Below are 15,221 nucleotides of genomic sequence, written 5' to 3' on the forward strand. Positions count from 1 at the left end.
AATTTACTTAAAATAAAAAAGCCGTTTGGCTTTCCTATTTTCTAATATTGTGGCATAGTAGGAGTATTTGTTGTGTTGTTTGAATTATTAGGGCTTTGTGGATTTTCTTGATTTGAAGAAACGTTAGATTTTCTACTTATTCTTAATTCAAGAATGAATCCTATAAAAGCACATAGCCCAATAAATATCCCTATAATAAATAATATTCTATTTGTGGTGCTAGTTGTTTTAACTGCAAGAATAATTAAAATTATAAATTCACCAATACCCATACCAATAATTATTGGCATAGAATATAACATACTGTTATAACCTGTTAAAATAAATATGCATAAATAAATTACACTTGCAATAAAAGTTAAAACATGAAGAATTAAACCTTCTGTCGATAATTTTTTTGTTAATTTTCTTTGATTGTCCATATTTTCCTTTTCTTATCAAGTAAATAAATTATACAATAAATATATAGAAGAAATAAAAAGTGTCAAAACACTTTAATTATTTGTAATCATGAGGGTTTTGTGGATTAGAATCATTTGAACTTGAAATAGTTGGATAATTGTTTGGCATTTGTTGATTGCTTGAACTTTGATTTATATTTTTTTATTAATATTAACTAATTCTAAAATACATGCAATAAAAGCACATAGATTCACAAAAATTCCCACAATGTATAATATTTTATTAGTTGAATTTGTTGTTTTAACTGCTAATAAAATAATAATTACAAAACTAGCAATAGCTACAAGGCTAAGAATTGTTAGACGAAATGCATTTTGACTAATTAATTTTAAAATTTCCGTGATAAATTCATCGTCAGTCAATCCACCACTATTTTTAACTTCGACTAAAGCTCAAACCGAATTAATTAGTATAAAGAACAGTAAGTATCGCTAATCCTTTTATTTGCTTCTTTTGTTTGTCCATATTATCTCTTTAATAAATTAATAAATTTATAATTTACTTAAAATAAAAAAGCCGCTTGGCTTTCTTAAATATATTACTAATATGTAGGCATATTAGTTGTGTTGTTTGAATTATTAGGGCTTTGTGGATTTCCTTGATTTGAAGAAACATTAGATTTTCTACTTAATTCAAGAATGTATCCTATAAAAGCACATAGCCCAATAAATATCCCTATAATAAATAATATTCTATTTACGATGCTAGTTGTTTTAACTGCAAGAATAATTAAAATTACAAAACTAGCAATACCCATAGCGCCAATTATTAGCACAAAAAATAAATATCTTGAAAAAAATTCAATAAGTTTATCATATGCTTCTTCAGAGGTCATACTGTTAGAACTGGCTAAAATTTGTCTAATAAATATTCATAAAACCATTATGCCTGCAAAAAAACTTAAAACTTGAAGAATTAAACCTACTATCGATAAATTTTTCGTTAATTTCCTTTGATTGTCCATGTTTTCCTTTCCTTATTAAGTAAATAAATTATACGATAAATATATAAAAGAAATAAAAAAGTGTCAACACTTTAATTATTTGTAATCATGAGGGTTTTGTGGATTAGAATCATTTGAACTTGAATTAGTTGGATAATTGTTTGGTATTTGTTGACTGTTTGGGCTTTGATTTATATTTTTTTTATTAAGATTAACTAATTCTAAAATACATGCAATAAAAGCACATAGATTCACAAAAATTCCCACAATGTATAATATTTTATTAGTTGAATTTGTTGTTTTAACTGCTAATAAAATAATAATTACAAAACTAGCAATAGCTACAAGGCTAAGAATTGTTAGACGAAATGCATTTTGACTAATTAATTTTAAAATTTCCGTGATAAATTCATCGTCAGTCAATCCACCACTATTTTTAACTTCAACTAAAGATCAAACCGAATTAATTAGTATAAATAGTAAACGTATTGAAAAATACATAGAAATAGCAGTAAGTACTATTCCAGTTGTTGCTAATCCTTTTATTTGTTTCTTTTGTGTGTCCATATTATCTCCTTTGATTTGATACTAATATAATTATAAATTAATAAATATGTAATGTTTAAAATAAAAATAATGCGATGCTTTTTAATATGCTATTAATATCTAATTTTTAGTAGTAGGTCTCTTTGCTTTTAAATTTTGATAGTTCTTTTTTAATATTAATTGTTTAAAGGCAAATCCTTTTTAGCAGTGTTATATACTAACGCAAAACCAATTAAACCCAAAATAAAAATAAATATTCCAAGTATCAATAATATTCTATGACTTGTTGTAGTTACTTTGATGGCCGCTATAATAAGAAGTACAAATTGTGCAAACGACAAAATAATTAAAAATACAAGACTAAAATAAAAAGGAATTATTGCAAATATTAGTTCAAGAGAAGGGTCAAATATATTTGAAGTATATCAAGCAAAGCACATACAATAGACATACCCAAATACAACAAAAAATAATAAAAGCAATATGCTAATCGAAAGACCGGCTACAGATATTTTTTTAATTGAATTATTTTTATTGTTATTCATTTTTTTCTCCTTATATAATAAATTATATATTATTAATTTAAAAAAATAAGCCGAGGCTTATTTCTTAGCTTTTAATGCTTTTTTCTTGTTTGCAAAAACAACTCATAAAGCAATAACTAATGTAAATACTACTAAAGCAATTACTCCGCCAATTGTAAGCATAATTAACTTTTTATTATCTTGAGCATTTAAATTTGATGAATTAGGTGTTTCTAATTTTTCAAATATTTCAAATTTCTTTGCAGCAGCATGTCCGTCATTAGTTTCTAGATTAGCTAATTTAATGAACTTAGCTTCAATTGGTGTATCAAATACAATTTCTTTAGCACTTTTATTATTTTCTCAAGTAATTTCCTTTTCAATTTCTTTAAAATTAATTCCATCATTTGAAACAAAAACTTTAACTTTAGTAATATATCCTGAAGTTACATCTTGACGTGGTATATATTTAATTTTTGTTATCTTTTTAATTGAATCTAATTCAAATAAAACATAAGGATCAGTAATTGACTTATCTCATTTTGTATGTCAAATAGTATTTAAATCATTTAAAGCATTATTAATTGAATTATTTTCTTTTACAATTTCTTCTGAATTAGTAGAGATTTTAATTTTTTCGCTAAGTACTCTATTGTTATTAAGATTTCTAGTTCAAATGTTAAATCCTCTAGCAGAAGCATGACGACTATTTCCATTTGAAGTTCTAGTTATTGTTAATTTTAAATGTCTTGTTTCATTTTTATCAAAATAAAAATATTTAAAACCTAAATTATTATCTCAATTAAATGAACCAACTTCTTTTCATTCAGTTGCTTCTTCTGTTTCTTCATTACTTGCATAAATTTTTCCTTCTAAAATAATGTGTTCTATTTTATAAGGAATATATTCAAGTTTACTAATATCAATTGGTTTTTTAAAGTTTCAAATAATATATTTGTCATTATTAGCATCATTATAATTTGTATGTCATGGAGTTGTATAATCGCCATCAAATAAATGTTTCATACTTAAATTTTTAGCTTTAGTTTCATCGTTTGAAGCTTTACCTGTGTAATTATCTGAAGTTAAATAAATATCTTCTGGGTAATTAGCATCAGCAATTTTATTTAATGTATATTCTAAAATATCAGATTCAGCATTGTTGTCATAAGATTCTTTTTTAATAAAAATGTTTGTTTCTTTAGTAACTCTTAAATCATCATCACTAAATCTAGTTCAATTTTTTTTATCATATGATCAAACTAAGTGTTCTTTGTTGCCTGAAAGCTTTCCTTCATCATTGTTTGCAAAATAATCATCTTGTGATAGTATTTGCTTATTAATAACAACCTTAAAGTTTTGACTACTTCCCATTATCCCAACAATAATTCCACAAACAGTACATACTTTTTGGATTTCTTTTTCGTTAAGCAAAATTTCACTGTCTTGAGTTTGTGTAAAACTATTCCCACCATCTAGACTATATCTATAGGTATTGCTACTATTCTTATACATTTCATTAATCATAATTTTATTAGCATTAGGTCCACTGAATGAGAATGCTGCTAGCTGAGATCTATCTTCATTTAAAAGTCCGCTTGCTTGTTCTCTAGTTATGTGCGCATGATAAAATGTATCATGATTTTGTGCTGAACGATCAAGTTCCAATGTTTTCTTTAATTCAACATTTACATCAAATTTTAATGATGAGTCAGTTTCGCCATTTAATAATTTTTTAATTAAATCATTATAAACAAATGGGAAATTTCTTAAATCTTCTAAAATGCGTTTAGCTAATTGTTTTTTATTTTCAACACTTTTAGTAGTTGAAGCTTTATAAACATCAACTAATTTAGTTCAGGCATTGTAATTATATTTATTAAGTTGCAAGGCATTTTCTAGAACTATTTCTTTTTTATTAAGATTTGAATCTTCAACAATTCCTCTATTAATTAATTCAACTCAAAATTGTGATTTTATATATGAGTCGATATTTTCAGTAGCTCTAGCAGATAAGGTTACATAGTTAACATTATTCCCGTTTATATTTTTTCTAACTCAATTTAGTGGCATTCTTTCACCTTTTTCAGCTACCATTCAGCCGCCAACATTGTTGTCAATTCTTCAAATTGCTTTTTTACCATTTGTATCATTATTTCAATTATTAAATGAATAGTTTAAATAAGCACCATGTCCAGGTTGCCCAATAACAGTTGCAGGATGTCCAGTGCTTGCTAACATACTTACACCATGCTTAGAAATTCCACCACAAACTTGACCAACTTCAACAGCTGCTCAAAATCTATACTTTCCATCATTAGGTATACCAAATTTTGTTAATTTATATTTAGCATCCATTTCGGCAAATTTAGCAATAGCCTTTGGATCTGTTGGTGTAAATAAATTAAACTCTTTGTAAAACTTTGTGTGTGCATCAGCTTGAGTATAAGGCATAAAATCATAGCCACCAATTGAAATTTGTCCATTAAAACCATGTTTTCTTCTAGCAAAATAGTTAAATCATTTTATTTCACTATCGGAATAAAATCCGTTAAATACTCATCTCATATATTCAACTGGAAGATTATCAAAAACCGCTTTATTTATTTTTCAATGTCAAGCATTAGCAGCAATTTGCTCTTCAAGTCTTCTTATATGCGCTTTTTGTCAATCTTTTCTTTGAGCTTCAGGAATAGCTTTCAATTCTGCTAAATATTCTTTTTGGTCTTGTTCATCGTTTTCTAATCTTAATGTTTTAAAAGTTTCATAACGATAATATTTATCAGAAAATGAATTAGGTGAACCTCAAAAATCTCTAAAACCATAATTTGGTGTGTCATTGATATGAGTAAGAGCTAAAGAAATTAGCATTTTTTTGTATATAAGCCCTAAACGTACATTTGTATCTGGATCAAGTGTATTATTACTTAAGTCTGTTTTATAATGGAAAAATAAGTTAGCTAAGTTTTCAAAAACTCTCATTCAGCCAATGTTATTATCATTATTGTCTAGATTTCCTCCGGTCATTAACAATTCCATTGCTTCATTATCATTAAATAATCATTGGGCAGCTTCTAAATAAGCACTATTAGAATCAATTAAATCTAACAAATTCTTTAGCCCAATATTTTCAATAAACATTTTCTTGTATAAATTATTTGCGTGTATTGCTGAATAATCTACAGCATTTTGAACATTAATTAATGAAGTAGCATAAAAATTAGCATCTTTTATAAAAGAATATTTAGTTTTTAATTCATCAAGCGAAGAAAAACTAACTGAATTTTTATGAAACATTGCCTGAGCAAAGTTTATATGGTTATAAGAGTTAGATTTTCCTGGTAAAGAATTAATAGTAATTCTTAAAAATTTTTTGTTTTGAACATTTAGACTAACTTTTCTTGCATTAGTTGTATAAAAATATTCTTGTGGATCTTCTTCAAGTACATCTCAAGTTGCATGATTAACATCATCTGAGTTAGATGTATAAAAAGAAATTTTTGCTCCTGTTGAACCATTTTGACTTGGGTCCATACCATAATATGTTGAAAATTTATCATAGCTATGTTTTCTTAAATCAAAAGTTATAGTACATCCTGCATGTACCCCAATACCTTTACTAAAAGTTTCGGTTTTATTATCAATTTTTAAAGATAGAATTCCACCCCTATATTGTTTATCTCTAAAATATGCTCCATTATGGCTTGCTTGATAAATAATTTCATTTTCAGGAAAGTTTGAAGCATAATTCTTCTCTTCAGTATTTTTATTTTTAGTTACATCTTCAAAAATGTCTCTTTGTATAAGCTTGTCATTAATTTTAGTTGACATTACAATCGTTGCAGGAAAAGCTGTAAGACCTAAAATTAAAAAGTTTTTAATTAGTTTTTTCATTGCCGCAATATTATAACAAAAAATGCCTAATTTTTCATTATAAATTAGGCATTGATATTTCTAAATTTAAATTAATATTGAGGTGGAAGAGTTGGAGTATTTTCTGGCTTGTTATTTGTACTATCATTATTAGCGCCCGCTGATTCTCAAACTCTAAGATCTTGCTGTGCAACTTTTACTAGACAATAAATAATTCCTATAATTGCAATTAATGGTACAAGTAAACCAAATATAAATCACATCTTATCTACACCTTCTGCTTCAATTGCAATTTTAATATAAAAACCTAACTGTACAATAACTAATATAATAGCAAATATAGCTAAACCCATATTTTTTAACATATAACCGCTATTGCGAGCAAAATGTTCAAAACCATTTAAATTTGTTGAATTTGTTGATGAATAGTCATTAGCTACCTTTTTAAACAAAAGAATTGCTATAATGAAAAATATATTACAAAGTATGCCAATAACTAATCCGGCTATTAAAATTCCTTTACTAGGATATTCTTTATTTTTTTGCATTATTTATTTTTCTCCTTTTTATAAAAAAATAAATCATTTAGTTTTTAATTAATATTCCTTATCAATATAAATTATATATATATATATATATATGACAAAAAAGTTAAAAAATGTAAATAGCAATTAAACAAATTAAAAAAGCAAGCTTTTGCTTGCCAAATTTTGCTAATTTCCAAAATGTAAATCAAAGAAAATAGGACAGTGATCGGAAATATAACCATATACTGCTCCATTGCTTGCAGGCACATCGCCATAATTTGAACAGTAATTAAATCAATCATTATAGTTATTGATTTTTTCTCAATAATATGTATTATCTTTGACAAAGTCTCAAAGTTTATATATTCCTGCATTTGAATAATGAAGCGAAGATTTTAAAACTATTTTGTCATATGGTTGTGCATATTCAAATTGAGTTTTTTTCAATGAACTTGCATTTTCATCATTATCAGCTAAAAGTGATTGTTCTCCATTTTTTGGACTAAACACGCTTGATCATTTTCCATTAGGAATATTAGTGTCTCCTTGAAAAACAAAGTCATTATCATTAAATGTTTTTTCCATTCATTTAAAAACATTAGGTATATTATAAGCTTCGTTTGCTTCAAAGCTTCCTACGCCACCACCAACTTTAGCACTAACTTCTCCACTTTTAACACCTGGTCCATCAAAGTGTGATATACCAAATACAAAATCTTTATTGCTAATTACATTATTTAATAATTCAAATTTAACACAAAATGGAGTTCTAGTATATTCATTTCTATTTCCACCAAATTTATTTTCAAAGTTTGTACTATCATAAAATAAACCTTCTTTGCCTTTAGTAACTACAGGTCTAACTAAATTTGATTTATATAAATAATCGGCATTAGAATCACCGTGCGCTGCTTGGCTAATAGACATTCCCATAGATCTTGAATAATCTCCAGTAACATAATTTCAAACATTACCGGTTTTTTCTTTAGTTTCAATTTCATTAAGCATTTTAACTAAAGCAGGAGCCACATCAGAAGAATCTAATTCTGTCAAACCACAAATATCAATACCTTGCTTATAAATAACTGAAGCAATAGCTTCACCTTTTTTCTTGCGATTTGAACCATTAGGTAAAGCTGCTGCACCAAAATTGCATACATTTCAATGTGCTAACTTTAATCTAACTTTAGAACTTACACTAGGATTAGAACTATTTTTACTTTTAAAACCAGAAATAGTATATGTACTTTCCATAGATTCATTAGTTCTAGCATGAGTTAATTTAAAATCAATTTTTAATATTCCAGTATTATTGTCTGCTACTAAATTAATGATTTTGTAATCGTAATCAATGTAATTATAGTTATCTGCTTTTAAATCTTCAGCTGTAACACTTGAAGCAAAAATAGTTTTAGCTACTTTGTTTTTTAATTTAAATTGAATCAACTTAAGAATTTCAGCTAATTCACTTAATTTACTTCCTTGCGAGGTTTTAAGGTGCTTAATTTGTCCTGTGAATTCATTTGATTTAATTAATGAATTATTTTTATTAGTAAGAACATAATTAAAAGTTAAAGTTCCACTATTATCATCGGGAACTAAATTGTAAATGTCAATATCATATACTTCTTTATCAAAATCAAAAGGGACTATATAATCTTTTTGAATTTCACTTGGTTTAGTGTCTATTTTAGATATATTACTTTTTAAAGTAAATTTAACACGCTTAGCTAATTTATCAATATTAACTTTAAAATTACTAAATTCTTTTAAGTAAGATGAAGAAATACGATTTGTGGTTTTGTCAATAATATGATAAATAATTTTTAAAGTACCATTAGTATCATCTGCTTCTATTTCTTCAATTTCAAGAGCATAATTATTATCTAAATTTAAAGAAAGAATATCTGATTTTTCGATATTAGAAGCATATAAGTTTGTAAACTTAGATTCGTCAATTTTAAGTTCACATTCTTTAGCAACTTTATTGATTCTTCCATAAGGAAAAGATTTTTGAAAAGTTTTGGATACCTGCCCTGTTTTTTTATCTTTTAGTCTTCAACTTAAAACCATAGAATAATTATCAAAATCTTTGCTAACTATTTTTTGCATTATTATTTCATATTTAAATTTGTTAATTAAATCAAGAAAAATAAATTTACAATCTTCATTTTGTATATCTTCAATATTAATATTTTCATCATTAAAAGTAACTGATACATTACTTTCATTAGGAAAATTTACTGGTTCTTCAGTACTTGAATTTTCAAAACAAGATGAACTAAAAAGAGCAGTTCCAAATAATACAGGTACTAGTCCTAGCAAGTACGATTTTTTAAATTTACTTTTCATATTTCTCACTTTTACTTATTTTTTTAACTAAAAATTTTATGAATTAATTATAACAAGATATTTTTTGCTTTTTTGTTTTTGAGTAAATAAAAAAATGCTAATCTCTAAATAAGAAATTAGCATTTAGAAAAATTAATAAGTAAGCTTTCTATTTTTGTCTGTTTTCTTCTAAGTCAGAAGGTTTCATAAGTAACATTAATATACCTGCAATCAAACTACTAAAAATTAAAACCAATACACCTATAACTACTAAGTTTTTTGGGTTGGTTTCTTTTTCCAATTTTCTCAATGCAATGATATCAATTATCAATGGTACAATAAACATAAATCTCATGATAAGTGAGATAATCAAAAAAACTTTAGTTGCTGTTTTCATATTTTTTAAATACTCCGTTTCTATTTTTTTATTTTTTAATTTATTAATAATTAGCTAGAAAATTCTAGCTCTTTTTTAACGAAGTCATTTGTGTATACAAGAAGTTTTTTAATGGTGTCAAAGTAAATTTTGTAGTGTTTATATTCACCACGTAAAATAAACTTTTTAAGTAATGATTTTGTAAAATCAATTGCAAGGTAAACATCAAAGAGGCCGTATGATTGCTTTATTTCAATTATAAAGGCTTCAATTTGATGTTTTAGGTTTATATCCACTAAATTAAAAGTAGGTCTTCTATATGTTTTTCTAACATAGATTTGTAAATAAGAATAATAGATATTTCTTGACTCTTTATCTTCTTTAGGGGCATTTAAAAATTGATCTTCAAGTATTTTTTGTTCTTTAGTTAGCTTAGTTTCTGCAAATAATTTATCTAAATCAATAGCATTTTTCTTGTAATTATTTTCTGATTTTAGAATAGTAATAATCTTTGTAATTATTAAAATAAATAGAATTTCAAAGATTGAACCAAATACATAAGCTGTAATAATTCCACCTTTTTTGTTGTTGTTTGGAATTACATTTGCTGCATATAAATATAAAACAAGCCCAATTGCAAAAAATGAAAACACTACTAAAATGCTTATAATATTTTGTATGATTGCTTTAAATTTTGAATGTTTGCTCATAATTTATTTCTTTACTTGCTACTTAAAATGTAGGTTCAAATCCATCGTTAGAATTGCTTCCACCATAAAACTTATTACTATAAAGTGGATTAAAATTTATGTTTGAGTTAGTATTTGTATTCAATATTTGGTTTGATGAATTCAATTGTTGAGTTTGAGTTTGCATATTAACTAACAAATTATCCATAAGATCACACAATGCTTTCATTTCTTCTTTTTTGTTTTGACTAATAGCATTTCTAGCTTGATTAATTAAATTTCTTACATCATAAGTAAATTGAGATTCTTGATATAAAGGTAAATATGAATTAATTTCTATAATATTTTTGCTAATTTTATTAATTAAATATGTTGCTAACGCATCATTTATTTCATATAAAACATTTTGATAATTTACTAGATAAATAAATTGACTAAACTTATTTGATACATAATTAATTAAATTTTCTCCATATTGTTTATAACTTAAATTATTCACAATACTTAAACCATAAAACTTCATGTCAAATAAAATTGCTAATAATCTAGCACGTTTAAGATTTAAAGTTAGTGAATTAATTTTAAATACTAATAACTCTTCGGTTAAGTTTTCATTTGGTTTAGGATAAAAATAATTAATTGATTGATTTAAGTATTCAACAACATTTCTAAATTTTTCATCAGATAATTTAGATTTATACTCAATTATATCTCTATATAATACATTAAATTTATTTAATGTATCTTGAGAAGCAATTTGAGGGTTACCAAATCTTTTTGAATTAGCATCTTCTACTATATTAATTATTGGATCAGGAATATTATATTTAGGTTGCATAATAACACTAGTGCTATTTTGTCCATAAATAGTATATGATGGTTGAGGATAAATATTATTTTGTGGAGCAATAAATGAAGGAGATACAAAATTCTTAGGCTGTACTTGAGAAATTTGTAAATTTGAATTAGTTTGAGAATATAAAGGTTGGTATAAAGTTTGTTCTAAAGGTTTAGGATTAGGATAGATTAAAATTTGATTTTCTTGTTTTTGTGGTGTTGGAAAATCAATGGTTTGTTGCATATTTGGATTTCTCAATACAAATGATTCTGTATTTTCAAGCGGAACTTGTACTTGTGTTGTTGTTGTTTTATTTTCAACAGGTTTTACTTCATTAACGCAAGTTACTGTGTTTTTTGTCTCTTCTTCTTGATTTGAAATTTTTTTTTCTGAGTTTTCAGGTTCTTTTTCTTTAACTTCTTCTTTTACTTCAGTTTTAGTTTCTTCTTTATAAATACTTGAAGTAGGTTCAACATTAAATTGACTTGCATTTTCCTTGGTATAAGGTGTTCAAACTAATTTAATACCTTCTTCTTTAGTTGTAGCATTTTCTTCTTTATTTTCAGAATTTGGCAAAGAAGGTTTTTCTTCTTTAGTTTCTGATGTAGTTACTACTTGGTTTGAAGTATTAGTAGTTGTTGTAGCTGAACTATCAAATATAGTTTTTGTTTTTACTACTTCTAATTTTTTAGGACTTAACTTTCTTAATAAAGATGCTAATGTAATTATTATTAATAATGCTAATGAACCTAAAGCAATACCCATTGCAATGTAGTATCATTTTTCATTCATAGCATTAAATCATGCTAAATCATATTTAGTTTTTGATAATGGCGTTAAAAGTTTGTTAATTAAATCTGCTTTTTTCATTTTATATATTACATATAAGAAAACGTAAAATGCTGATAGTAAAATTGAAATTAGTGAAAAGAACACTAATGAAGCTGTAATTAATTTTTTAGCTTTTTTAACTGCTTCTGCTGATTTGTCTTTTGCTTTGTAATATTTATCAATATTTGATGTTGCAATAAGACTGTAAAGTAAAAATGCTGATGAAGCTATTGCTGCTAACAAAAAGTATTTTTTGTTAGCTACAAATCAAGCTGCATTTTGTTTAAATATTTTTGTTACTAGCTTAGATGTGAATTTATCATACATTTGATCAAGCATTGTAAGCACTAAAACTGCACTTAATGCTGCAAATAAAATAATAAATAAAATTCCAAATGCTAATGAAACCTTTCTTTTAGTCTGTGTATTCATTTTTATTCTCCTTTATATTCTAATAAATCTGGACTATTTAAATAATGTCTTCCGGCTTTAGCAATTAGTTTTCCATTTAATTTTGTAGCATCAGCACTAAAATGAATTCTAATTCTTAATAAAGCGGCTCCTACCCCATAAGTATCTACAGGCGCTTTTTCATCTTCAAATTGTTTAATTTTAACTTCATCAAAACCTGAAGAAACTACAATCTTAACATGCTTACCACCATTTTTGTCGAGGGCTTCACGTAAGTTTTTAACTTGTAAAGGTGTAACTCCAAATTCAGCTTCGCCTTCTTTAAACATTTTGTCAATCATTGATTTAGAAGTATCAATCCTTACGCCTTGTAAGGTCTTGCCAAATTCTTTCAAACACAATAATGAATCAGCAATAACATCATTATGAAAATCAACTACTGCATATAACTTATCATTTGGAAAAGTCTTGTGATATGCTTTACAAGCTTTAACAATATCTCCATCAAACATTTGAATTAAAGCATGCGGCATTGAACCATATGTTCTACTTAAATCATAATTAGAAGCAAATAAAGTTGAGTGATTTTTAATTCCACCAACTTCTAATGCATAAGCATCAGAATGTTGATTTTGGTAATGATCAGCTCTATCTGCCATACTTACAATGTTTTTGCCATTAGCAACTTGAACTATACGATATGCATTAGTTGCTATTGAAGTTTGACGTGCTAAAATACCATCAATAATTCCTTCTCAAATCCCAAATTCATAATAAGGCCCTACTAATTCTAAAACAACATCACGATTGTTTATAATTGAACCTTCAGGTAAGTATCTAATAGTATATTTTGATATATCTGTATTATCTTTCAATAATTGCAAAACTTCATTAATACCACATAGTTTTACATTATTATGTCTTTGGAAGAATTGTAAAGTTACTATATCTTTGGTTTTATATATCTCAGCAATTTTGGCAGTTTTATGAAAATAGATTGATGTTTTATCTTTTAAATCCATACTGTTCCTTTTTTAAATAATTTGCATATAATATTTTACTCTAAAAATAATATTATTAATAATATTGTAATTTATAGCAATTTAATACAACTATAAAATAGTTTACAAAATATTGAGACTTTTATTTTTTTCTTCTTATATATTTATATATAAGAAGGCAATTTTAAAAGTCTCAAAGTTAAAATATTTTTCCTAATTAGTATCAAAATTATTTGCAGGAGAGAAAAATGAATTCAGAAGAAAATAAAAATCACAAAAAGAAACCAAACAAAAATCTCGGTGATATAATAAAAGAAAGAAAGCTCACCAAAAAAGAATTTCTTTTAGTTATTTCACAATTTAAAGACATTGAATACAAAGAATTAGTATTTGAAAAAGATAAAGAAAACTTTTTACATGTGTGCTTTATGCAATGAAAGGAATTTTAAAGAAGATATGTCAACAAAGAAACCTTTTGATGAAGAAAAATTTACTATTAAAATTCTTTCAAGTTTTAAAACTTTGCTAGTTGAAGATATATTGCCAGAATTTGGTAAAAAATTAAAAGAAGAAATAATGAGTGAAATTAATCCGAGATTCGAAAGAATAGAAAAAGATATAGCTGAAATTAAAAAAGACATTATTGAATTAAAAAGTGATGTTGCAATGCTTAAATCGTTTCACATTAAGGATATTGAAAAATATAAAGCACAAAATAAAATTAATTAATTTGTTAATTATAAATTTGCAAACATTAATAGTTTTACACTTTTAGTATTTTTTGACAAAAAACGCTTATTCTAATTAAAAAAATGATAAAAAATATGTGCGTTTAAAGAAAACTTTTTACATGTGTGCTTTATGCAATGAAAGGAATTTTAAAGAAGATATGTCAACAAAGAAACCTTTTGATGAAGAAAAATTTAGTATTAAAATTCTTTCAAGTTTTAAGTACATAATGGAAAATGATATACTTCCAACTTTTGCAGATAAATTTGGCAAAAAATTAAAAGAAGAAATAATGAGTGAAATTAATCCGAGATTTGAAAAAATAGAAAAAGATATAGCTGAAATTAAAAAAGACATTATTGAATTAAAAAGTGATGTTGCAATGCTTAAATCGTTTCACACTAAGGATATTAAAAAATATAAAGCCCAAAATAAAATTAATTAATTTGTTAGTTATAAATTTGCAAACATTAATAGTTTTGCATTTTTAGTAATTTTGGTATTTTTTGACAAAAAACACTTATTCTAATTAATAGAATAATAAACAAATATGTACGTTTTAAGAAGGCAAGAATCAAATATATTAATTGGTTTGTTTGTAATGACTGTTATTTAATATCCTCTTTTTATTATTTTTGTTGATAATAAAAATGGGTTTAAAATTAAAATATTATGTTCAATTTACATATTGATATCAGAAAATAATAGTATTAATTTTTAAATATTTGGACGATGATAATTAATAAAGATATGACATTATTAATACACTAGTTAATCTAGCTTTTTAATTTTTTAAAAAGTTCAAAACTGGTATGAACCCCAAATATTGGACTTTTTAATTGTGTTTGGACTTATTCCTGTATTGAACAGGACTAAGCCCTTTTAATTTATTAACAATTCTGTCATTATTATAATATGAAATATATTTTTCTAAAGCAGTTTTAAATTCTTTAAAACTTTTAAATCTATTTTCTTCTTCAAATCAAAATTCTCTTTTTATAACACTAAATAAACATTCAGTGGGACTATTGTCTAAACAATTTCCTTTTCTTGACATGCTTTGAATTGTTTGTTTCTCCTTCAAATAATTTATATACTCTTCATGAGTATATTGTCATCCTTGATCAGAATGCAACAATA

16 protein-coding genes are annotated in these 15,221 nt (G+C 25.3%); 3 read left to right on the forward strand and 13 right to left on the reverse strand.

Annotation, left to right across the window (positions count from 1 at the left end):
* Positions 1–41: 41 nt before the first annotated feature.
* The 12 genes from F795_RS0102325 to F795_RS0102380 form a co-directional block, all read right to left on the reverse strand.
* Positions 42–422, reverse strand: a complete 381-nt coding sequence (locus F795_RS0102325) for a hypothetical protein (protein ID WP_022936121.1) — start codon at positions 420–422, stop codon at positions 42–44.
* A gap of 171 nt (positions 423–593) precedes the next feature.
* Positions 594–824 carry a hypothetical protein gene (locus F795_RS0102330; RefSeq protein ID WP_022936122.1) on the reverse strand — a complete coding sequence of 77 codons (231 nt, stop codon included), beginning with the start codon at positions 822–824 and terminating at the stop codon, positions 594–596.
* A gap of 179 nt (positions 825–1,003) precedes the next feature.
* A complete protein-coding gene (locus tag F795_RS0102335) occupies positions 1,004–1,426 on the reverse strand; it encodes a hypothetical protein (RefSeq protein ID WP_022936123.1) in 423 nt (140 codons plus the stop codon).
* A gap of 75 nt (positions 1,427–1,501) precedes the next feature.
* Positions 1,502–1,972: a hypothetical protein gene (locus tag F795_RS0102340; protein ID WP_022936124.1), complete on the reverse strand. Its 471-nt coding sequence runs from the start codon at positions 1,970–1,972 to the stop codon at positions 1,502–1,504.
* 155 nt (positions 1,973–2,127) lie between these two features.
* Positions 2,128–2,496 (reverse strand): hypothetical protein, encoded by a 369-nt coding sequence (locus tag F795_RS06665; RefSeq protein WP_022936125.1) that lies wholly within the window; start codon positions 2,494–2,496, stop codon positions 2,128–2,130.
* A gap of 57 nt (positions 2,497–2,553) precedes the next feature.
* A complete protein-coding gene (locus F795_RS0102350; protein ID WP_022936126.1) occupies positions 2,554–6,369 on the reverse strand; it encodes a discoidin domain-containing protein in 3,816 nt (1,271 codons plus the stop codon).
* A 71-nt stretch (positions 6,370–6,440) separates the two neighbouring features.
* On the reverse strand, positions 6,441–6,896 hold the full coding sequence (locus F795_RS06670) for a hypothetical protein (RefSeq protein ID WP_022936127.1): 456 nt from the start codon (positions 6,894–6,896) through the stop codon (positions 6,441–6,443).
* A 165-nt stretch (positions 6,897–7,061) separates the two neighbouring features.
* Complete coding sequence (locus tag F795_RS0102360; RefSeq protein ID WP_022936128.1) at positions 7,062–9,227, reverse strand: MnuA family membrane nuclease; 2,166 nt, start codon at positions 9,225–9,227, stop codon at positions 7,062–7,064.
* Between the two features lie 148 nt (positions 9,228–9,375).
* Positions 9,376–9,552, reverse strand: coding sequence for a hypothetical protein (locus F795_RS0102365; RefSeq protein ID WP_156830732.1), 177 nt, complete (start codon positions 9,550–9,552; stop codon positions 9,376–9,378).
* 101 nt (positions 9,553–9,653) lie between these two features.
* Positions 9,654–10,292 (reverse strand): hypothetical protein, encoded by a 639-nt coding sequence (locus tag F795_RS0102370; protein ID WP_022936130.1) that lies wholly within the window; start codon positions 10,290–10,292, stop codon positions 9,654–9,656.
* A 22-nt stretch (positions 10,293–10,314) separates the two neighbouring features.
* On the reverse strand, positions 10,315–12,372 hold the full coding sequence (locus F795_RS06675; RefSeq protein ID WP_022936131.1) for a hypothetical protein: 2,058 nt from the start codon (positions 12,370–12,372) through the stop codon (positions 10,315–10,317).
* Between the two features lie 2 nt (positions 12,373–12,374).
* Positions 12,375–13,373 carry a nicotinate phosphoribosyltransferase gene (locus F795_RS0102380; protein ID WP_022936132.1) on the reverse strand — a complete coding sequence of 333 codons (999 nt, stop codon included), beginning with the start codon at positions 13,371–13,373 and terminating at the stop codon, positions 12,375–12,377.
* A gap of 227 nt (positions 13,374–13,600) precedes the next feature.
* Here F795_RS0102380 and F795_RS0102385 point away from each other — a divergent pair, with 227 nt between their 5' ends.
* The 3 genes from F795_RS0102385 (at position 13,601) to F795_RS0102395 (ending at position 14,526) form a co-directional block, all read left to right on the forward strand.
* The gene (locus F795_RS0102385; protein ID WP_022936133.1) at positions 13,601–13,801 is read left to right on the forward strand and encodes a hypothetical protein; all 201 of its coding nucleotides are present in this window, start codon (positions 13,601–13,603) and stop codon (positions 13,799–13,801) included.
* Positions 13,802–13,808: 7 nt separating this feature from the next.
* Complete coding sequence (locus F795_RS0102390; protein ID WP_022936134.1) at positions 13,809–14,081, forward strand: hypothetical protein; 273 nt, start codon at positions 13,809–13,811, stop codon at positions 14,079–14,081.
* A gap of 160 nt (positions 14,082–14,241) precedes the next feature.
* Positions 14,242–14,526 (forward strand): hypothetical protein, encoded by a 285-nt coding sequence (locus F795_RS0102395; RefSeq protein WP_156830733.1) that lies wholly within the window; start codon positions 14,242–14,244, stop codon positions 14,524–14,526.
* A 390-nt stretch (positions 14,527–14,916) separates the two neighbouring features.
* Here the strand turns inward: F795_RS0102395 and F795_RS06680 are convergent.
* Positions 14,917–15,221 (reverse strand): IS3 family transposase (locus F795_RS06680; RefSeq protein WP_040538429.1); only part of this gene is annotated, 305 nt, incomplete at its 5' end.

Source organism: Metamycoplasma orale ATCC 23714, assembly GCF_000420105.1.
Classification (GTDB): domain Bacteria; phylum Bacillota_I; class Bacilli_A; order Mycoplasmatales; family Metamycoplasmataceae; genus Metamycoplasma; species Metamycoplasma orale.